16 protein-coding genes and 1 pseudogene are annotated in these 20,307 nt (G+C 75.3%); 7 read left to right on the forward strand and 10 right to left on the reverse strand.

The annotated features are described in order from the left end of the window. Window positions 1-15: 15 nt before the first annotated feature. The 5 genes and pseudogenes from BJP59_RS05610 to ptsP form a co-directional block, all read right to left on the reverse strand. Window positions 16-1,596: an SDR family oxidoreductase gene (locus BJP59_RS05610; protein WP_194522438.1), complete on the reverse strand. Its 1,581-nt coding sequence runs from the start codon at window positions 1,594-1,596 to the stop codon at window positions 16-18. Continuing rightward, complete coding sequence (locus BJP59_RS05615; protein WP_194522944.1) at window positions 1,593-2,582, reverse strand: DNA topoisomerase IB; 990 nt, start codon at window positions 2,580-2,582, stop codon at window positions 1,593-1,595. The genes BJP59_RS05610 and BJP59_RS05615 overlap by 4 nt, the downstream gene beginning before the upstream one ends. Window positions 2,583-2,615: 33 nt before the next feature. After that, window positions 2,616-3,463: pseudogene (locus tag BJP59_RS05620) on the reverse strand (acyl-CoA thioesterase). Window positions 3,464-3,605: 142 nt separating this feature from the next. Continuing rightward, window positions 3,606-4,037 (reverse strand): globin, encoded by a 432-nt coding sequence (locus BJP59_RS05625; RefSeq protein WP_194522945.1) that lies wholly within the window; start codon window positions 4,035-4,037, stop codon window positions 3,606-3,608. A gap of 117 nt (window positions 4,038-4,154) precedes the next feature. Further along, window positions 4,155-5,858 (reverse strand): phosphoenolpyruvate--protein phosphotransferase, encoded by a 1,704-nt coding sequence (ptsP, locus tag BJP59_RS05630; protein ID WP_194522439.1) that lies wholly within the window; start codon window positions 5,856-5,858, stop codon window positions 4,155-4,157. Window positions 5,859-6,066: 208 nt separating this feature from the next. Here ptsP and BJP59_RS05635 point away from each other — a divergent pair, with 208 nt between their 5' ends. Next, the gene (locus BJP59_RS05635) at window positions 6,067-6,348 is read left to right on the forward strand and encodes a glucose PTS transporter subunit EIIB (protein ID WP_255181276.1); all 282 of its coding nucleotides are present in this window, start codon (window positions 6,067-6,069) and stop codon (window positions 6,346-6,348) included. A gap of 69 nt (window positions 6,349-6,417) precedes the next feature. Here the strand turns inward: BJP59_RS05635 and BJP59_RS05640 are convergent, their stop codons facing one another. After that, complete coding sequence (locus tag BJP59_RS05640; RefSeq protein WP_194522440.1) at window positions 6,418-7,560, reverse strand: mechanosensitive ion channel family protein; 1,143 nt, start codon at window positions 7,558-7,560, stop codon at window positions 6,418-6,420. A gap of 90 nt (window positions 7,561-7,650) precedes the next feature. On the opposite strand from BJP59_RS05640, the gene malQ reads away from it, so the two are divergent. After that, window positions 7,651-9,828 (forward strand): 4-alpha-glucanotransferase, encoded by a 2,178-nt coding sequence (malQ, locus tag BJP59_RS05645; RefSeq protein ID WP_076406704.1) that lies wholly within the window; start codon window positions 7,651-7,653, stop codon window positions 9,826-9,828. A 169-nt stretch (window positions 9,829-9,997) separates the two neighbouring features. On the opposite strand, the gene pepN is transcribed toward malQ, so the two are convergent. Then, window positions 9,998-12,577: an aminopeptidase N gene (pepN, locus tag BJP59_RS05650; RefSeq protein WP_194522441.1), complete on the reverse strand. Its 2,580-nt coding sequence runs from the start codon at window positions 12,575-12,577 to the stop codon at window positions 9,998-10,000. A gap of 207 nt (window positions 12,578-12,784) precedes the next feature. Between pepN and BJP59_RS05655 the strand changes: the two genes are divergently transcribed. Continuing rightward, window positions 12,785-13,429 (forward strand): mycothiol-dependent nitroreductase Rv2466c family protein, encoded by a 645-nt coding sequence (locus BJP59_RS05655; RefSeq protein WP_228485291.1) that lies wholly within the window; start codon window positions 12,785-12,787, stop codon window positions 13,427-13,429. A gap of 108 nt (window positions 13,430-13,537) precedes the next feature. On the opposite strand, the gene BJP59_RS05660 is transcribed toward BJP59_RS05655, so the two are convergent. Continuing rightward, window positions 13,538-13,882 carry a hypothetical protein gene (locus BJP59_RS05660; protein ID WP_076406707.1) on the reverse strand — a complete coding sequence of 115 codons (345 nt, stop codon included), beginning with the start codon at window positions 13,880-13,882 and terminating at the stop codon, window positions 13,538-13,540. On the opposite strand from BJP59_RS05660, the gene BJP59_RS05665 reads away from it, so the two are divergent. Continuing rightward, window positions 13,869-14,810, forward strand: coding sequence for a hypothetical protein (locus BJP59_RS05665; RefSeq protein ID WP_194522442.1), 942 nt, complete (start codon window positions 13,869-13,871; stop codon window positions 14,808-14,810). The genes BJP59_RS05660 and BJP59_RS05665 overlap by 14 nt on opposite strands. Window positions 14,811-14,879: 69 nt before the next feature. On the opposite strand, the gene BJP59_RS05670 is transcribed toward BJP59_RS05665, so the two are convergent. Beyond that, window positions 14,880-16,934 (reverse strand): M13 family metallopeptidase, encoded by a 2,055-nt coding sequence (locus BJP59_RS05670; protein ID WP_194522443.1) that lies wholly within the window; start codon window positions 16,932-16,934, stop codon window positions 14,880-14,882. A gap of 60 nt (window positions 16,935-16,994) precedes the next feature. Between BJP59_RS05670 and BJP59_RS05675 the strand changes: the two genes are divergently transcribed. After that, window positions 16,995-17,456 carry a ribose-5-phosphate isomerase gene (locus BJP59_RS05675; RefSeq protein WP_021482425.1) on the forward strand — a complete coding sequence of 154 codons (462 nt, stop codon included), beginning with the start codon at window positions 16,995-16,997 and terminating at the stop codon, window positions 17,454-17,456. Between the two features lies 1 nt (window position 17,457). After that, window positions 17,458-18,468, forward strand: a complete 1,011-nt coding sequence (locus tag BJP59_RS05680; RefSeq protein ID WP_194522444.1) for an Fpg/Nei family DNA glycosylase — start codon at window positions 17,458-17,460, stop codon at window positions 18,466-18,468. 37 nt (window positions 18,469-18,505) lie between these two features. Here BJP59_RS05680 and BJP59_RS05685 read toward each other — a convergent pair whose 3' ends face one another. After that, the gene (locus BJP59_RS05685; protein ID WP_194522445.1) at window positions 18,506-19,846 is read right to left on the reverse strand and encodes a GNAT family N-acetyltransferase; all 1,341 of its coding nucleotides are present in this window, start codon (window positions 19,844-19,846) and stop codon (window positions 18,506-18,508) included. Between the two features lie 67 nt (window positions 19,847-19,913). On the opposite strand from BJP59_RS05685, the gene BJP59_RS05690 reads away from it, so the two are divergent. After that, complete coding sequence (locus BJP59_RS05690) at window positions 19,914-20,303, forward strand: MGMT family protein (protein ID WP_194522446.1); 390 nt, start codon at window positions 19,914-19,916, stop codon at window positions 20,301-20,303. Window positions 20,304-20,307: the final 4 nt, after the last annotated feature.

Here is a 20,307-nt window from a genome sequence, read left to right on the forward strand (position 1 = left end):
GCGTCGCCGCTCCGGTCAGCCCGCCTCTCGGTCGTCCCGCGGCCGGTCCGCGGAGGGGCGACCGCTGCGCGCGGCGCGCTCGGCGGCCTCGGCGACGTTGCGCTGCATCCCGCCGAACACCACGCCGTGGAACGGCTTGACGGCCCACCAGTAGAGCTGGCCCGCGAGCCCGTGCGGGTGGAACAGCGCGCGCTGCGCGAAGTAGGTCCGGCCCGGCCCGCTGGCGTCCTCCGGCGAGGGCCCCGGGGCATCGGGGTCCGTCGCGTCGGGGAGCTCGGCCGCCGCCTCGTCGACGCGCAGCTCGAGCCACGCGAGGCCCGGGAGCCGCATCTCGGCGCGCAGCAGGAGCCGACGCCCGGGCTCGATCGCCTCGACGCGCCACCAGTCGAGCTCGTCGTCGACGCGGAGGTAGCGCTCGTCGCGCCGGCCGCGGCGCAGGCCCGGCCCGCCGACGACCCGGTCCATGAGGCCGCGCACGCGCCACGCGAGCGACCACGAGTACCAGCCGCCCTGCCCGCCGATCTCCTCGATCACGCGCCAGAGCACCTCGCGCGGCGCGTCCACGACGGTGCGGCGCTCGTCCACGTAGAGCGAGCCGCCCGCCCAGTCGGGGTCGCTCGGCAGCGGGTCCGACGGCGCCCCGGGCACCGACGCGGACGACCAGCGCGTCGTGACCTCGCCGTCGTGGATGCGCTCGAGCGCGAGCTCGACGGCCCGGTCGAACCCGATGAGCCCTTCGGGCGGGTCGGGCACGTACTGCGCGATGTCGTGCTCGTGGCACACGACCTCGTGCTGGAGCGACTCGACGAGGGGTCGGGCGATGCCGCTCGGCACGGGCGTGACGAGCCCGACCCAGTGCGACGACAGCCGGGGCGTGAGCACCGGCACGCTGACGATGCGCCGCCGGGGGAGGTTCGCCACGCGCGCGTACCGCTGCATCATGTCGCGGTAGGTGAGCACGTCGGGGCCGCCGATGTCGAAGCCGCGCGACACGTCGTCGGGCATCGAGGCCGAGCCGACGAGGTAGCGCAGCACGTCGCGAACCGCGATCGGCTGGATGCGGTTGTCGACCCACTTCGGGGTCGTCATGGCCGGGAGCCGCTCGGTGAGGTAGCGCATCATCTCGAACGACGCGGAGCCCGAGCCGAGGATGACCGCGGCGCGCAGGACGGTCGTCGGGACGCCCGACGCGAGCAGGATCTCCCCGACCTCCTTGCGCGACGCGAGGTGCGGCGACAGCTCGCCCTCCGGCACGTCGGGGAACAGCCCGCCGAGGTAGACGATGCGCCCCACGCCGGCCTCGCGCGCCGCGCGCGCGAACGTCAGCGCGGTGCGCCGGTCGCGGACCTCGAACGTGCGCCCGGTGCCGAGCGAGTGCACGAGGTAGTACGCCACGTCGGCGCCCTCGAGCGCCGCCCGGATCTGGTCCAGGTCGCTCGCGTCCGCCTCGACGAGCTCGACGTCGTCCGCCCACTCGCGGCCCGCGAGCCGCTCGGGGTGGCGGGCGAGCGCACGGACCTCGAAGCCGGCGCGGAGCAGCTCGGGCACGAGCCGCCCGCCGACGTACCCGGTGACCCCGGTGACCGCGGCCCTCATCCGAGGAGCTCCAGGACCTCGCGCTCGGCGCGCGTCTGCGAGCGCGTCGACCCGATGGTCTCGCCCCGCTCCCACAGGTCGAACAGCCGCGGGTCGATGTACGACGAGCGCGCCACGGCGGGCGTGTTCCCGAGCTCCTCCGCGACGTCCTTGACGATCCCCGTGACGACCCGGCGCCGGGCGCGCTCGGACGCGGGCGCCGTGCCGGCGTCGGCCAGGGCGCGCGCCGCGAGCACCGTCGCGTGCCACGTGCGGAAGTCCTTGGGCGTCGCGTCGTCGCCCAGGCGCTCCTTGATGCCGGCCTGGACGTCGGCGCTCGTGACGTCGTGCCACACCGCGCTGCCGGTCGCGTCCACGTCGCGCCACGCGAGCAGCTCGACGCCGCCCCGGCGCCGCTTGAGCGTCGTCACGAGCTCGGCGACCACCGGGTCGTCGACGATCACGTCACGCACCTGGCCCGACTTCGCCGGGTAGTGGAAGTGCACGCTCCCGTCGCGGCGGACGCGCGCGTGCTCCTTGCGGATCGTGGCGAGGCCGTAGCTGTTGTTCTGCTTCGCGTAGATCTCGCCGCCCGCCCGGAAGTACGCGAGGTCGAGCAGCCGGAACGCGAGCGCCAGCACCTTGTCGCGCGGCATGCCGGGGAGCTCGAGCTCGCGCGCGACCCGGCGCCGGGCGGCGGGCAGGCGACGGCCGACGTCGAGCACGTGGTCGTGCTTGCGGCGGGCCCGCCGCACCTGCCACTGCTCGTGGTAGAGGTACTGGCCGCGCCCGGCGACGTCCCGGCCGAACGCCTGGATGTGCCCGTCGGGGTACCGGCAGATCCAGACGTCGGACCACGCGGGCGGGACGGCGAGGCGCTCGCACCGCGCGACCTCCTCCTCGTCGGCCAGGGGCAGGCCCTCGACGTCGAGGAACACCCACGCGTCGCCCTTCGGGCGGCGGGTGTACCCCGGCGAGGTCACGGTCACGCGGCGCAGTCGCACCAGGACAGTGTCGGGCCGACGCGCGTCCGTCGCCCGTCAGAGCGCGGGGAGGCGGACCATGCCCTCCTGGGCGATCGACGCGACGAGGGTGCCGTCCTGCGCGAACACCCGCGCGGCGCCGAGCCCGCGTCCGCCCTGGGCGCTCGGGGCGGACTGCACGTAGAGCAGCCACTCGTCCACGCGCACGTCGCGGTGCCACCACATCGCGTGGTCGAGGCTCGCGATCGACATGTCGGGCGTGACCCAGCTCGTGCCCGCCTGGCGCAGGATCGGCTCGAGCATGACCTGGTCGCACGCGTACGCCATGAGCGCACGGTGCAGCAGCTGGTCTTCGCCGACGTCGCCGCGCGCCCGCGTCCACACCATCTGGTGGTCCTTGGGCTCGTGGTCCGGGTGCAGGTAGAGCGACCCGCCCACGTGCCGCAGCTCGAACGCCGAGTGGTGCGACCAGAACCGCGCGATGGGGTGGTCGATGCCGCCGAGCACGTCGAGCGCGGACGGCACCTCCTCGGGGGCGGGGCGGCGGGCATCTCGGACGCGTGCTCGATGCCGCCCTGCTCCTCCTGGAACGAGGAGATCATCGACAGGATCGGCTTGCCGTGCTGGATCGCGTGCGTCCGGCGGGCGCTGAACGAGCGCCCGTCGCGCAGCCGCTCGACCGCGAAGTCGATGGGCACGTCGAGGCCGCCGGGTCGCAGGAAGTACCCGTGCAGGGAGTGGGGGAGCCGGCCCTCGGGGACCGTGCGGCCCGCGGCGAGGACCGCCTGCGCGAGCACCTGCCCGCCGTAGACGCGGCCCGTCGGCTGGTGCACGGAGACCCCGCGGAAGTGCTCCGGGTCGGCGGCCGACCCGTCGCCGTCGCCGACCCGCTCGAGGCGCAGCACGTCGAGGAGGTGGTGCAGCGGGTTCGGGACCTGCTCGCGCGGGGCGGCGTCCGACGTCGGGCCGGGGGAGGCCGAGGAGGTCGACGGCGGGGTGGGCTCGGGGGTCACGGGTGGGGGCTCCTTCGCTCGGGCGGCGGGTCGGTCAGTCCTCGAAGGTGTTGAGGAGGGAGTGCGCCGCGCGCTCCAGATAGTCCCACAGCGTCGCCTCCTGGATCGGCGGCAGGTCCAGGGTGTCGACGGCGGCGCGCATGTGCGCGAGCCAGCGGTCGCGCGCGTCGGGGTTGACCTTGAAGGGCGCGTGCCGCATGCGCAGGCGCGGGTGGCCGCGCTGCTCGCTGTACGTCGTCGGGCCGCCCCAGTACTGCTCGAGGAACGCGGTGAGCCGCCAGCGTGCCGGACCGAGGTCCTCCTCGGGGTACATGGGCCGCATGACCGGGTCGTCCGCGACGCCCTCGTAGAACGCGTCGACGAGACGCACGAACGTCTCGTGCCCGCCGACCTCGTCGTAGAACGTGCGGCTCGGGCGGACCGGCGCGGTCGCGCCCGGGGGGCCGGCCGGCGCGCCGTTCGACAGTCCGGCGACGGGCAGCGTCGGGCGGGGGGTGGGCTCGGTCGTCACCGGCCCATCATCGCACCGGCGGCGCCGCGCTCCCGAGCCCGGAGCCGCCGCCCGGGGCGGTCCGGGCGCACGTCACAGCCCGAGCTCGGCGAGCACCGGCAGGTTCTCGCGCACGACGGCGCGCGCCTCGGCCGCGCTCTCCGCCTCGACCGCGAGGCGCGCGAGCCGTCGGCACTCGTCGACGTCGACCTCGCGCAGGAGCGCCGCGACGTCGGGGATGGCGCGCGCCGTCATGGACAGCGACGACACCCCGAGCCCGACGAGCACGACGGCGAGCACCGGCTGGGACGCCGCCTCGCCGCACACGCCCACGGGCCGGCCCTGCTGGGCCCCGCCCGCGCACGTCGCCTCGACGAGCCGGAGCACGGCGGGCTGCCACGGGTCGCTCAGCTCCGCGAGCGACCCGAGGAGCCGGTCCGCGGCCATCGTGTACTGCGTGAGGTCGTTGGTGCCGATCGACGCGAACGCCGCGCGCGCGAGGATCGGCCCGGAGAGCAGGGCGGCGCTCGGGACCTCGACCATGACGCCCGCCACGTCGAGGCCGTGCGCGCGGCAGCGCTCGACGAACCACTCGGTCTCCCCGACGGTCGAGACCATGGGCGCCATGACCCACACCTCGGCCTCCTCGGCCGCGGCGGCCTGCGCGATCGCGTCGAGCTGTTGCTCGAGCAGCTCCGGCCAGCGCGCGGCGGTGCGCAGCCCGCGCACGCCGAGCGCCGGGTTCTCCTCGTCGTCGACGGTGAGGAAGTGCAGCGGCTTGTCCGCGCCGGAGTCGAGGGTGCGGATCACGACCTTGCGCCCGCCGAACTCGTGGAAGACGGTGCGGTAGGCGGCGACCTGCTCCGCGACGGTCGGCGGCTGCTCGCGGTCGAGGAAGCAGAACTCGGAGCGGAACAGCCCGACGCCCTCCGCGCCGGACGCGGCCGCCGCCGCGGCGCCCGCCGGGTCGCCGACGTTCGCGAGGAGCTGCACGCGGTGCCCGTCGCGCGTGCGGCCCGTGCCGTCGAACGTGCGCACCTGCTGCGAGCGGGCCCGCGCCGCGGCCACCTGCTCGGGCGACGGGTGCACGACGACCGTCCCGGCCGCGCCGTCGACCAGGACGACGTCCTCCGGGGCGAGCGCGGCGCTCGCCCCCGTGGCCGCGACGACCGCGGGGATGCCCTTGGCGTTCGCGACGATCGCGGTGTGCGACGTCGGCCCGGCGCCGTCGGTGACGATCGCCAGCACGCGCGCGGGGTCGAGCGCGGCCGTGGCCGACGGCGCGAGGTCGTACGCGACGAGGACGAACGGCTCGGTGTGCTCGGGCACGCCGGGCGCGGGGCGGTCGGTGAGGGCCGCGACGAGCCGGTCGCGGACGTCCGCGACGTCGCGGGCGCGCTCGGCGAAGTACCCGCCGAGCTCGGTGAACTGCCGCACGACCTCCTCCGCGGCCTCCCACACCGCGCGCTCGGGCACGAGGTGCTCGTCGAGCACGCGGCGCCGCGCGTCGGCCGCGAGCGTGGGGTCGGCCGCCATCGCCGCCGTCGCCTCGAGGACGTCGCGCGCGTCGCCGTCGGCGGCGTCCGCGGCGCGCTGGAGGTCGCCCGCGACCTGCTCCGCCGCGGCGTCGACGCGCCGCGCCTGTGCCTCGTGGTCCTCGCGCGGGCCCATGCGCAGCCCGGGCGCCGGCTCGTCGATGGCCTCCGGCATGAGCACCACCGGCCCGACGACCGTGCCGGGGCACACGCCGATGCCCGTGATGACCTGCCGTGCCTCGTCCTCGGTTCCGCCCGTCACGACCCTCGCTCCTCGTCCGCCTCGGGCGTGCGACCCGGGTGCCCGGGCCGGTGCGCACGCGTGCCCGTCACGGTCCGACCGCCAGGCCGCCGTGCACGTCCCTGTTGCGGGGGCGTTGCGGGGCCGCGTCGATCCGGTGACAACCTCGCCAGGAGACTAGGCTGTTCCCAGGTGCTCGGCACCCCGACACCCCGGATCCCCCGCGCGGATCCCCACCCGCGACTCGCCTCAGGAGACACTTTCGATGAGCACCCCCTCGGACCAGAAGGCACAGAACATCCTCGACGCCCTCGGGGGTCAGGGCAACGTGGTCGACCTCGAGCCGTGCATCACGCGCCTGCGCGTCGAGGTCACGGACCCGCAGCTCGTCGACGAGGCGCGCCTCAAGGCGACGGGCGCGTTCGGCGTCGTGCGCTCGGGCCGCGTCGTCCAGGTCATCGTCGGCCCGGAGGCCGACAACCTCGCCGCGGAGCTCGACGGCCTGCGCTGAGTCCCCACCGGGTCCCTCCGCACGGAGGGACCGGCGCCGTCGTGGTCGTGCCCGACGGCGCCGCGCGGCTCAGGACGCCGGGCCGCCCGCCGCGTCCTGCACCACGGTCGCCGCGGCGGCGCCGCGCCTGTCGCGGGCCGCCTGCGCGGACCGGTCGCCCGTGTCGTCGGGCCGGTCGTCGGGCCCTGCGCCGGACCGCGCGTCGGTTCGGTCGTCGGGCAGCGACGGGGAGTGGTCGAGGACGACCACCTGCTGCGCTCCGGCGAGCGGGATGCGCGCGTCGGACAGCGCCTGCCGGACGCGCGACCGCAGCGCCCGCGCCACCTCCCACTGCATCGCGGCCTGGGTCTTCACCTGCACCTTGAGCTGCAGCGCCTCGGCCGTCATGGCCTCGATGCCCGTGACCTCGGGCGGCTCGAGGAAGTACGTGCCGAGCACCGGGTCGCTCCCGACGTCCTCCGCGGCCGCGAGCAGCGCCGCGCGCACGGCCTCGACGTCGGCCCAGTACGCGACGCGCACGTCCACCACCGCGCGACCCCACTCCTGGGTCTTGTTGCCCGTCCGCAGGATCTCGCCGTTGCGGACGAACCACAGCGTGCCGTTGCCGTCGCGGACCTTCGTCACGCGCAGCGCGACCTCCTCGACGGTGCCCGTGACCTCGCCGAAGTCGACCGTGTCCCCGACGCCGTACTGGTCCTCGAGGAGCATGAACGTGCCCGAGAGGAAGTCCTTCACGAGGCTCTGCGCGCCGAAGCCCAGCGCGACGCCCGCGATGCCGGCCGACGCGAGGAACGGCGCGATGTTCACGCCGAGCTCGGTGAGCACCATGAGCACGATCGTCGCGCCGATGACGATGTTCGCGGTCGAGCGCAGCACCGAGCCCACGGTCCGCGCCCGCTGGGCCCGGCGGGCGCTCGCGAGCGGGTTCGCGCGCAGCAGCACGCTGCCGACCTCGGAGCCGCCGAGGCCCTTGAGCCGCTTGCCGCGGAGCGTGGGCGTGCCCTCGGCGATGTGCTCGGAGACGCGGCGGATGAGCCGGCGCACGACCGCGAGGACGAGCGCCCCGATCACGACGATGAGCAGCACGCGCAGCGGGAGGCCGACGAACCACTCGAACCAGTCGTCGGGATTGCTCGGGTCGAAGCCGTTGCTCAGCTCTTCCGGGACCTCCGCGGGCACGCGCACGGCAGGAGCGAGAAGGGGGAGGGACATGCGGGCAGGGTACCCGGGGCACATGAGAGCGCCCCGGGCACGCCGGGCGATCGTCCTGCTCGCAAGGCCCTGGTCTGGCAGGATGCAGGCGTGAGCGAACCCCCGCAGACGGACCTGCCCGAGCCGTTGGTGCAGCTGGCCGACGCCCACGGCGTCGCGTCCGACTTCTGGGACTTCGACGGGACGCGCCGCCAGGTCCGGGCCTCGACCCTCGTCGCCGTGCTGGAGGCCCTCGGCGTCCCCGCGTCGTCCCCGGAGAAGGTCGCCGTCAGCCTCGAGCACTCGCGCGACGACGCGTGGCGGCAGATGCTGCCCCCGACCGTCGTCGTGCGGCAGGGTGACGCCGTGCCGGTCCCCGTGCACGTGCAGGACGGCGCTGCCGTCGACGTGTGGGTCGAGCTCGAGGCGGAGCAGGGCCGCTCCGGCGTCGCCGGGCACCACGCCGCGCGCGCCCCCCGGGAGCGCCGCGACCTCGGCCAGCTCGACGTGTTCGTCGAGCCGCGCACCGTCGACGGCCGGCGCGTCGGCCGCGCGACGTTCGAGATCCCGGCCGACCTGCCCCTCGGGTGGCACGACCTGCACGCCGAGAGCGACGGCGCCCACGCGCGCGCGACGCTCGTCGTGACGCCGCAGCGGCTCGAGCTGCCCGTCGCCGTCGCGGAGCGGCGCGCGTGGGGCTTCATGGCCCAGCTGTACTCGGTGCGCTCGCGCGCGTCGTGGGGCGTCGGCGACCTGGCCGACCTCGCCGACCTCGCCTGGCTCGCCGCGCACGAGGCCGGCGCGGACTTCGTCCTCGTCAACCCGCTGCACGCCGCCGAGCCGCGCACGCCGATGACGCCCTCGCCTTACCTCCCGACGAGCCGCCGCTTCGTCAACCCGCTGTACATCAGGGTCGAGGACATCCGCGAGACGGGGTACCTGTCCGCGGCCGACCGCTCGCTCGTCGAGTGGGCGTTCGACCCGGTGCGCGACCTCGACACCGACCCCGGTCCCATCGACCGCGACGCCGCGTGGGAGGCCAAGAAGGCGGCGCTGGAGGTCGTGTTCACCGCGCCCCGGTCCACCGCCCGCCAGGCGTCGCTCGACGCGTTCCGCGCCGAGCAGGGCAAGGGGCTCGAGGACTTCGCCACGTGGTGCGCGCTCGCCGACCACTACGGCGACCGGGACTGGCCGCCCGGCGCGTCCGACCCGAACGGCCCGACCGTCGCGGCGCTGCGCGAGCAGCTCGCCGACCGCGTCGAGTTCTACTGCTGGCTCCAGTGGGTCGCCGACGAGCAGCTCCGCGTCGCGCAGCGCACCGCGCGCGAGGCGGGGATGTCGGTGGGGATCATGCACGACCTCGCGGTCGGGGTGCACCCCGAGGGCGCCGACGTCTGGTCGCACCGTGGCGTGCTCGCCACCGGGGTGTCCGTCGGCGCGCCGCCGGACATGTACAACCAGCAGGGGCAGAACTGGTCCCAGCCCCCGTGGCACCCGCGCGCGCTCGCGCGGGCCGGGTACGCTCCGTACCGCGACATGCTGCGCACCGTCCTGCGGCACGCGGGCGCGATCCGGATCGACCACGTCATCGGCCTGTTCCGGCTGTGGTGGATCCCGGGCGGCGCGCGCGCCGACGCGGGCGCGTACGTCCGCTACGACCACGAGGCCCTCGTCGGCATCCTGTGCCTCGAAGCGCACCGCGCGGGCGCGATGGTCATCGGCGAGGACCTCGGCGTGTTCGAGCCCTGGGTGCGTGACTACCTCGCGGACCGCGGCGTCCTCGGCACGTCCGTCCTGTGGTTCGAGAAGACCGACGACGGCCGTCCGCTGCCCCCGGAGGACTACCGGCGCCTCGCGCTCGCGACCGTCACGACGCACGACCTGCCGCCCACGGCCGGGTACCTCGCGGGCGAGCACGTCGAGCTGCGGGACCGTCTGGGCGTGCTCACGGAGGACGTCGCCGACGTGCGGCGGGCCGCGCGCGCCGAGCGGGACGCGATGATCGCGTTCCTGCGCGAGCGCTCGCTCGTGGGCGAGGACCCGTCCGAGCGCGAGCTCGTCGAGGCCCTGCACCGCCTCGTCCGCAGCACCCCGGCCGTGCTGCTCGGCGTCTCGCTGGCCGACGCCGTGGGGGAGCGCCGCTCGCAGAACCAGCCGGGCACGGACCAGGAGTACCCGAACTGGAAGGTGCCGCTCGGCGACTCGTCGGGCAACCTCGTCCTGCTCGAGGACCTGTTCGACTCCGCACGCCTGCGCTCGCTCGCGAAGGCGATGAACGACTCCCTCTGACCGCTGAGCAGGCCGTTCTGGTCCGTCCTGCTCGCCGCACGCGCCGGGATCGCCTGCTCGCCGCGCCGGTACCGCCTGGTCGCGGACCCGCGCGGGACGACGAGCGCCGGGCCGCCCCGTCGTGCGGAGCGACCCGGCGCGCGGTCGTGAGGGGTGCTGACCCGAGGGGTCAGGCGTCGGCGGCCTGGGCCGCGAGGGCGCGCTCGACGCCGGCGAGGTTCTCCACCACGAGCCGGCGCAGCGCCGGGGCGGCGTCGGCGTTGGCGTCGAGCCACTCCTGCGTCGCGTCGCGCAGCACCGTGCTCGCGAGCGGGGCCGGGTAGAGGCCCGTGACGAGCGCCTCGGCGATGTGGTACGACCGCTGGTCCCACAGGGGGAGCAGCGCGTCGAAGTACGCGCCGACGAGCGGGGCGAGCGACTCGGGGTCGTTGACGTGCTGGAACCCGAGCGTGGTGGCGCGGACGATCGCGTTGGGGGCGTCGTCCGAGCCGACGAGGCGGTCGAACGCGGCGCGCTTCGCCGCGGCGGTGGGCACCGTCGCGCGGGCCCGCGCGGCGGACTGCTGACCCGTCGCGGTCGAGTCGGCGTCGAGCGTCGCCTCGATCTCGGCGTCGTCCGCGAGGTCGAGCAGGACGAGCCCCTCGAGGATCTCCCAGCGCAGGTCGGTGTCGATCTCGAGCCCGTCGAGGGCAGCGGAGCCGTCGAGCAGCGACCGCAGAGCCTCCCCGTGCGCGGGCGTCGACGCGAGGTGCGCGAAGAACTTCACGAGCTGGAACTGCAGGTCGGAGCCGGGGGCCGCGTCCTGCGCGAGCGACCACAGCACGTCGCCGACGTGCGCGAGCGTCTCCTCGCGGCGCTCCGGGGCCACGTACGTCTTCGCGGCGAGCGCGAGCTGGTTGAGCGTCGTGCGGATCGTCGTCGACTCGGTCTCGTGGGCGATGTTGCCCAGCACGAGGCGCACGTAGTCGCTCGCCGGCGTCTCGCCGTCGCGCGTCGCGTCCCACGCGGAGCCCCAGACGAGCGAGCGGGCCAGCGGGTCGGCGAGGTCCGCGAGGTGCTCGGTCGCGACCTGGAGCGACGCGGGGTCGAGGCGGATCTTCGCGTACGCGAGGTCGTCGTCGTTGAGCAGGACGAGCTGCGGGCGGTCGAGGCCGAGCAGCTCGGGGATCTCGGTCCGCGGGCCGGCGACGTCGACCTCCGTGCGGTGCACGCGGGTCAGCACGCCGTCGACGAGATCGTAGAAGCCGATCCCGAGCCGGTGCGGGCGCAGCGTCGGGTGGTCGGCCGCCGCCGTCTGCACCACGGAGAACGTGGTGAAGCGGCCGTGGGCGTCGAGGTCGAACTCGGGCCGCAGGGTGTTCACGCCCGCGGTCTCGAGCCACAGCGCGGACCACTCGGTGAGGTCGCGGCCGCTCGTGGCCTCGAGCTCGACGAGCAGGTCGCGAAGCTCGGTGTTGCCCCACGCGTGCTTGCGGAAGTACGCCGCGACGCCGGCGAGGAACTGCTCCTTGCCGACCCACGCGACGAGCTGCTTGAGCACCGACGCGCCCTTGGCGTAGGTGATGCCGTCGAAGTTGACGAACACGTCCTCGAGGTCGTTGATCGTCGCGACGATGGGGTGCGTGGAGGGCAGCTGGTCCTGGCGGTAGGCCCAGGACTTCTCCATCGCGGCGAACGTCGTCCACGCCTCGCGCCACTCGGTCGCCTCGGCGGTCGCGAGCGTCGACGCGTACTCCGCGAACGACTCGTTGAGCCACAGGTCGTTCCACCACTTCATGGTCACGAGGTCGCCGAACCACATGTGCGCGAGCTCGTGGAGGATCGTCACGACGCGACGCTCCTTGACCGCGTCGGTGACCTTGGACCGGAAGACGTACGTCTCGGTGAACGTCACGCACCCGGCGTTCTCCATCGCGCCCATGTTGTACTCGGGCACGAAGAGCTGGTCGTACTTGTCGAACGGGTACGGGTGCTCGAACGCGGACTCGAAGAACGCGAAGCCCTCGCGCGTCTTGTCGAACACGTAGTCGGCGTCCATGTGGTCGGCGAGCGACGCGCGGCAGAAGACCCCGAGCGGGATCGTGCGGCCGTCGGACGACGTGAGCTCGCTGCGCTCCACGACGTACGGCCCTGCGACGAGCGCGGTGATGTAGGACGAGATGCGCGGCGTCGGCTCGAACGTCCAGCGTGCGACCTCGACGTCGCCGGCGCCCGTGCCGGTCGGGTCGGCCTTCGTGCCGAGCGCCTCGGGCGCGGGCGTCGGCTGGTTGCTCACGACCTCCCACGCCGCGGGCGCGGTGACCGTGAACGCGAACGTCGCCTTGAGGTCGGGCTGCTCGAAGACGGCGAACACGCGCCGCGAGTCCGGGACCTCGAACTGCGTGTAGAGGTAGACCTCGCCGTCGACCGGGTCGACGAACCGGTGCAGGCCCTCGCCCGTGTTGGTGTACGCGCAGTCGGCGACGACGCGCAGCTCGTTGTCCGCTGCGAGGCCGTCGAGCGCGATGCGCGAGTCGGCGAACACCTGCGCCGGGTCGAGCGCACGGCCGTTGAGCACGACCTCGCGCACGGTCGGCGCGACGAGGTCGACGAACGTGCTCGCGCCCTGGGTCGCGGTGAACCGCACCACGGTCGTCGACGCGAACGTCGTCGCCCCCGTCGTGAGGTCGAGGTCGACCTCGTAGGACTGGACGTCGACGATCGCCGCGCGCTCGCTCGCCTCGGCGCGGGTGAGGTTCTCTCCGGGCACTGCATCTCCTCGGTCTCGTGGTCGGGCCGGTCGGCCTCGACGGCGGCCTGTGGGCCACGGACGATCATCCCACGCGTGCCCGCGCCCGCTCCCGGGAATACGCTGCGGTCGCGCGGTGTCGGAACGGGGTGGGGACGCCGTCGGCCCGGCCGCCGCGCCCCGGCGACCCGGACCCCGGGCGCGCCCGACGACGAAGGAGACCGCCCCGTGACGCTCACCGCGACGACCGACCCCACCGCGACCGAGGACGACCTGCGCGTCGCCGACTTCTGGTTCGACCCCGTGTGCCCGTGGGCGTGGATGACGAGCCGCTGGATCGGCGAGGTCGAGCAGGTGCGCGACGTCACCGTCCGCTGGCACGTGATGAGCCTCGCGGTGCTCAACGAGGGCCGGGACCTGCCGGAGGAGTACCGCGAGCTCATGGCCAAGGCGTGGGGCCCGGTGCGCGTGGTCACCGCCGCGCGCGTCGAGCACGGCGAGGACGTCGTCAAGCCCCTCTACGACGCGATCGGGACGCGCCTGCACCCGGGCGGCCGCACGGACTACGACGCGGTGCTGCTCGAGGCGCTCGCGGAGGTGGGCCTGCCCGCGTCGCTCGCCGACGCCGCGGGCTCCGACGCCTACGACGAGCAGCTGCGCGCGTCGCACGCCGAGGGCATCGGCCGCGTCGGTGAGGACGTCGGGACGCCCGTCGTCGCGTTCGGCGGGACGGCGTTCTTCGGCCCCGTGGTGACGCCCGCGCCGAAGGGCGAGGCCGCCGGGCGGCTGTGGGACGGGTGCGTCCTGGTCGCGAGCACGCCGGGCTTCTTCGAGCTCAAGCGCACGCGCACCCAGGGTCCGGTCTTCGACTGAGGTCGGGCGCGGCGCCGCCGTCGTGCGGACGTCGTGCAGACCCCGGGGGCGAGGGCGTCGCGGGGCTCCCGGGGTTCGACCGGTGCGGGTGGCTCGTGCCATGCTTCGTCAGTTCGCGGGCGGTTCCAGGAGCGCCCGCCGCCCGGTCGCGCCGGGCGAGACCGCCGAGGAAGCCCGCGAGGAGCCGAGCATGTCCCCGAACGCACCCGTGCCACCGCCGCCGCCGCCCCCCGGCGGCGTCCCGGGGGCCGCGGTCGGTCGTGACGACGCCCAGCCGACCACGGCGTTCGCCCCCGTGCCCGCGCACGCGACCTCGGGGCCGCCCTCGTTCGCCCCGACGAGCGGCCCGACGGCCCAGGCGCCGCGCGCGACGCCCGCGGACGGCCAGCCGACCGTCGTCGCGTCGGCGGCGTCCTTCCAGGCGACGACGGTCCAGCACGTGACGCCGATCACCCAGCTCCCGACGGCCGCGCAGCCCGCGGTCCCGGCGCCCTCGCCGTCACCGGTGCCGCCGCAGCGCGTGCGCTACGCGACCGAGCAGAACGGGTTCGGCGTCGCGGCCCCGGTGGGGACGGCCGCGGGCCGCCCCGGCTACGCGCCGGGCGACATGGCGGCCGGTCACGCCGCGGCCGGTCCGTACGCGGGCGGGACCGCGGCGTACGAGCCGACCGCCCAGCCCGCCTACGCGGCCGCCACGCCGCCCGCGCAGCAGCCCGCCTACCACCCGCCGGCCTCGGCGGCCCCGGCCGCCGCCCCGCGCGCCTCGTCGGGAGGGACGGGCGCCCCGTCCGGCCCGTCGACCGGCCGGCGCGACGGGCGCAGCGGGGACGGCGGCGGTCGCGGCTCGAACCGGCTGGGCGCGGGGTGGATCGCGTTCATCGTCGTCGACGCGCTGCTCGTCCTCGGGGCGATCGTCTTCGCGATCTCGCTGCTCGGCGGGGGCGACGAGGAACCGCTCGGCGGGGCGTCGACGTCCCCGGCGGCGACCGCCACGGACGGCGCCGAGGAGCCGGCGCCGGCCGAGCCCACGGTGTCCGAGACGTTCGCGTCGGAGTCGCGGAACATCACGTGCGAGGTGACCGACGTCAGCGCGACGTGCGTGATCGCCCAGCTCGGCACGCAGCCCGCCCCGGTCGACGGGTGCGACGGCACGGTCGGCTACAAGGTCGTCCTGGACGCCGACGGCAGCGTCGACCAGCCGTGCGTGCCCGCGGCCGAGCAGCCGCAGCCCGCGCCGGGGGACACCGCGATCCTCGACTACGGCACCTCCAAGACGGTCGGCCCATTCACGTGCGACAGCGCCGAGACCGGCATGACGTGCCGCGACGACGCCACGGGCAAGGGCTTCACGATCGCGCGCGCGGGCATCCGGACGCTCTGACCGGCCCGACCACCACGCAGGAGGGCCCGCGGCGGGACGACCCGCCGCGGGCCCTTCGTGCGTCCGGGGTCACCAGATGCGCACGCGCTCCTCGGGAGCGAGGTAGAGCGCGTCGCCCGGCTGCACGTCGTAGGCGCCGTAGAACTCGTCCACGTTGCGCACGACCCCGTTGCAGCGGAACTCGTTGGGCGAGTGCGGGTCCGTCGCGATGCGGCGCACGACCTCCGCGTCCCGGCCCTTCGACTGCCACACCTGGGCCCAGCCGAGGAACACGCGCTCGATGCCCGTGAGCCCGTCGACGACGGGCGCCTCCTCCAGCGGACGGCCGAGCGCGAGGCGGTAGGCCTTGAGCGCGATCGACAGGCCACCCAGGTCGCCGATGTTCTCGCCGATGGTCAGCGCGCCGTTGACGTGCGGGCCGTCCTCGCCGAGCTGGGCGGGGCGGTACGCGTCGTACTGGGCGACGAGCGCCGTCGTGCGCTTCTCGAACTCCTCGCGGTCGCGCGCCGTCCACCAGTCCTCGAGGCGGCCCGCGCCGTCGTACTTGGAGCCCTGGTCGTCGAAGCCGTGACCGATCTCGTGGCCGATGACCGCGCCGATGCCGCCGTAGTTCACGGCGTCGTCGGCCTCGGGGTCGAAGAACGGGGGCTGCAGGATCGCGGCGGGGAAGACGATCTCGTTCATGCCCGGGTTGTAGTAGGCGTTGACCGTCTGCGGCGTCATGAACCACTCGTCGCGGTCGAGCGGGCGCCCGATCTTGCCGAGCTCGCGGTCCTGCTCGAACGCGTGGGCGCGGCGCACGTTGCCCACGAGGTCGTGCGCGTCGACGACGAGCGCCGAGTAGTCGCGCCACCGCACGGGGTAGCCGATCTTCGGCGTGAAGGCGTCGAGCTTGGCGAGCGCCTTCTCCTTCGTCTCGTCCGTCATCCAGTCGAGCGTCGTGATCGACTCGCGGTAGGCGGCCACGAGGGTGGCGACGAGCTCCTCCATGCGCGCCTTGTGCGCGGGCGGGAAGTGCCGCGCGACGTACTGCGCGCCGACGGCCTCGCCGAGCGCGCCCTCGACGACGGAGACGGCGCGCTTCCAGCGCTCGCGCACCTCCTGCGCGCCCGACAGGGTGCGCCCGTAGAAGTCGAAGTTCGCCTCGACGAGGTCGTCGGAGAGGTACGGCGCCCGGGCGGTGACGAGGTGGTACACCATCCACAGCTTCCAGTCCTCGAGCGGCTCGCTCGCCCAGAGCTCGGCGAACCCGGCCGCGAAGTCCGGCTCGCGGACCACGACGTCGTCGAGCGAGCCCTGCGGCGCGCCGAGCGCGAGGACCCACGCGCGCCAGTCGAACCCGGGCGCCTCCTCGACGAGCGCGGCGAGCGTCCGCGGGTTGTACGTGAGGTCGGCGTCGCGGTCGCGCACGACGTCCCAGTGCTTCGCGGCGAGCCTCGTCTCGAGCGCCACGATCCGCTCGGCGGCGTCCTCGGGCGACGCGCCCCACGTCTCGGACGTGACGCCCGCGAGCGCGAGCATGCGCGCGACGTGCGGCACGTACTTCTCGCGCACGGGCGCGTACTGGTCCTCGCGGTAGTACGCCTCGTCCGGCAGGCCGAGCCCGGACTGGTAGAGGTAGGCGACGTAGCGCTCGGGGTCCTTCGCGTCGTTGTCGACCCAGAAGCCGACGGCGCCCGCGCCGCCCGTGCGCTGGAGGGCGCCGAGCGCCCCGGTGAGCTCGGCCTGCGTCGTGGCGGACGCGATGAGCGCGAGGTCGGGCTGCAGCGGCGTGGTGCCGAGCGCCTCGATCCGCTCGGTGTCCATGAAGCTCGCGTAGAGGGCCCCGACCTTCGCCGCGTCCGGCCCGACGTCCGCGCCGCCCGCCGCGACCTGCTCCCCGAGGTCCGTGATGATCTCGCGGACGTGCACCTCGGCCTGGTCGTAGAGCGCCCGGAACGCGCCGTCCATCGCGCGGTCGGCGGGGATCTCGTGCGTCGCGAGCCAGCGGCCGTTGACGTGGCGGTACAGGTCGTCCTGCGGGCGGACCGCGGGGTCCAGCGCGTCGAGGTCGATGCCGGAGCGCGCCGCGTCGGCCGGGCCGGACGAGGACGGAGGCGTGGACGTCGGGGAGGTCTGTGTCATGCGTCTCAGGCTACGGCCTCACCCCGGCGGCGAGGGGGCCCGCTGGGGCATGATGAGCCCATGCGCGTTCACATCGCCGCGGACCACGCCGGCTACGAGCTCAAGACCCATCTCGTCGAGCACCTGGGGGCGGCGGGTCACGACGTCGTCGACCACGGTGCCCACACCTACGACGCGCAGGACGACTACCCGTCGTTCTGCTTCGCGGCGGGCGAGGCGGTGGCGGCGGAGCCCGGCTCGCTGGGCGTCGTCATCGGCGGCTCGGGCAACGGCGAGCAGATCGCGGCGAACAAGGTCGTCGGCGTGCGCGCGGCGCTCGCCTGGAACCTGGAGACCGCGCGCCTCGGGCGCCAGCACAACGACGCGAACGTGGTCGCGGTGGGCGCGCGCCAGCACTCGGTGGACGAGGCGGTCGCGCTCGTCGACGCGTTCCTCGCGGAGCCGTTCAGCGGCGACCCGCGCCACCAGCGCCGCATCGACCAGCTCGCGGCGTACGAGGCGGCGCGCGGCACCTCGGCCTGACGTGCCCGAGGGCCACACCGTCCACCGCCTGGCGCGCGCCTTCGGCGAGCTGTTCACGGGCGAGCCGCTCGCGGTGAGCAGCCCGCAGGGTCGGTTCGCCGCGGGAGCCGCCCTGCTCGACGGCCGCGTGCTCGTCGCGAGCGAGGCGTGGGGCAAGCAGATGTTCCTCGGCTTCGCCGGGCCGGGCGGCGCGTCCGACGACGTCCGCTGGCTCCGCGTGCACCTCGGCCTCTACGGGGCGTGGACGTTCGCGGGCGACGGCAGCACCGCCGTCGTGCACGCGATCGGCGCGCCCCGACGCCGGATCGGCGAGCGCGAGACCGTCCCGGCGGCCCCGGGTGGTACGCCGTCGCAGGGGCCCGACGACGCATGGTCGCCCCCGCCGCCGCGCGGCGCCGTGCGCGTCCGGCTCGTCGGCGCGCACGCGGTCGCGGACCTCACGGGCCCGACGGCGTGCGAGGTCGTCACGGACGACGAGAAGCGTGCGGTCGAGGACCGGCTCGGGCCGGACCCGATCCGCGACCCGGGCCCGGGCGAGCCCGACCCGCGCGACGCGTTCGTCGCCGCGGTGCGGCGCTCGCGCAGCCCCGTCGGGCTGCTCCTCATGAACCAGGACGTCGTCGCGGGCGTGGGGAACATCTACCGCGCGGAGGCCCTGTTCCGGGCCGGGCTCGATCCGATGCGCCCCGGTCGCGACGTGCCCGCGGAGGACCTGCGGACGTTGTGGGACGACCTCGTCGTGCTCATGCGCGACGGCGCGCGCACGGGCGCGATCGTCACGACGCGCCCCGAGCACCGCGACGACGGCGCGGGCGAGGCCCCCGACGAGGCGGGGACGGGACGACGGCGCGTGCGGCAGAACACGGACGCCGCGCCGGGCGCCGTGCCCGCGGACGAGGCGTTCTACGTGTACCACCGCGACGGGATGCCGTGCCGAGTGTGCGGCACGCCGGTGCTCCTCAAGGAGCTCGCGGGGCGCAACCTCTTCTGGTGCGGCGTCTGCCAGACGTGACGGCGGGCGCACCCGGGACCCGGGTGCGCCCGACCGGTCAGAACACCCAGCTGCACACCGGGGCGACGGGCCAGCCGAGGGCCGCGCTCGTGCGCGCCAGCGCGCCGGGGGAGTGCTCGGTGACGAGACCTGCCGCGCCGAGGGCCGCGAGCGACGTCCCGCCCAGGTAGGCCGCGCCGAGCTCGCGCACGTCGAGGGAGACGTCCGCCGCGTCGTCGGTCCGCTCGGCCGTCGCCGGGCCGAAGGCCTCCGCCCGCAGCCGCCAGCGCCCCGCGTTGTCGGGCAGGCGCTCGTCGGTCACGTGCAGCACGACGTCGACGTCCGCCGCGTACCGGCGCGCGGCGAGCGCGCCGGGCACGTCCACGACCCGCACCCAGAGGTTGTCCGCGAGGCGAGGCGACGCGGAGCGCGGGTCCACGAGCAGGCTCGTGACGACGTCGTCCACCGGCAGCATGAAGGGCGTCACCTCGTGCGTGAGGTCGAGGTCGGTGAGCACGCCCCACAGCGCGCGGGCGGCCGCGGCGTCGAGCGCGACGACCTCGCCCGTGCTCACCGGGCCGCGCGGGCCCGTCGCCTCCCAGGAGAGCTTGCGGTGGAAGCGCGCGTACCCGCGCGGCTCGCCGTCGAGCTCGACGATCGCGATGCGCGTGGGCTCGCGGTCCTTGCGCCAGACCTTGGCGTCGTCCCAGAACGTCGCCTGGAGCTCGGGGGTCTCGCGCGTCGCCCACCCCGGACGGTTGATGCCCGCGCCCTGGCCCGTCGGGTCGGCGCCCGCGCGCTCGTGGATCGTCGCGACGAGCTCGCCGTGCCGCGCGCGGTCCGCGCGCTCGATCCGGACGGTGTGCCGCTCCGCGCCCGGGACGTCGCGCAGCGCGACGCCGCGCGGGACGGTGAGGCGCACGTCGTCGGCCGCCTTGCCGTACCCGAACCGGCCGTAGATCGCGGCCTCCGCCGCGAAGAGCGCCGAGACCGGCTCGCCCCGCTCGCGGCACCGGGCGAGGTGCGTGTCGATCATCGCGCTGAGGATGCCGCGCCGCCGGTGCGCGGGGTGGACGCCCACCCAGGTGAGGCCCGCGACCGGCGCGGTCGCGCCGGGGACCGGGAAGCGCGCGAACGGGTACGACGCGTGCATCCCCACGAGCTCGCGCCGCACGGGGCGCGCGCCGTCGACGGGCGGCGTGTCCGCGTCCTCGCGCTCGACCGTGACGCCGAGCGCGCGCTCCCACGTGAGCGGGAACGGGAGGTCGACGAGCTCGTCGACCTCGACCGGAGAGGGGAACGTGGTGGTGTCGAGGTCGAGCACGTCGCGCAGGTCGGCGGACGTGAGGGGGACGAGCTCGTAGCCGTCGGGGAGGCGTGCGGGTCGGTGGTCGCTCATGCCCCCGATCCTCCTGTCCCGGGCCGTGCTCGCGCCAGGACATTCGCGACGGCTAGGGTCGGGCGCCATGGCACGACGCACCCCCGGACGCGGCGACGACGACCGCGCCGATCCTCGCGCCCTCGCGCAGGAGTACGCGACCGCGGTGCTCGACCTCGTGCGGCGCGTCCCGCCCGGGCGGGCCATGACCTACGGGCTCGTCGCGGAGATCGTCGCGGAGTCGCTGGGGCGGGGCGGCCCGCGCCAGGTCGGGCAGGTGCTCGCCGGGTCGTCCGGGGTGGACGACGACGGCGCCCCCGTGCCGTGGTGGCGGATCGTCAACGCGGCGGGGTCGCCGCCCGCGCACCACCTCGACGCGGCGCTCGCGGAGCTCCGCGCCGAGGGGTGCCCGCTGTCGCGCGACGGGCGTCGCGTGGACCTGCGCCGGGCCGTGTGGTTCCCCGGCGCCGACGGCTGACCAC

This window comes from Cellulosimicrobium sp. JZ28, from assembly GCF_015327065.1.
GTDB classification, from domain to species: Bacteria; Actinomycetota; Actinomycetes; order Actinomycetales; family Cellulomonadaceae; genus Cellulosimicrobium; species Cellulosimicrobium funkei.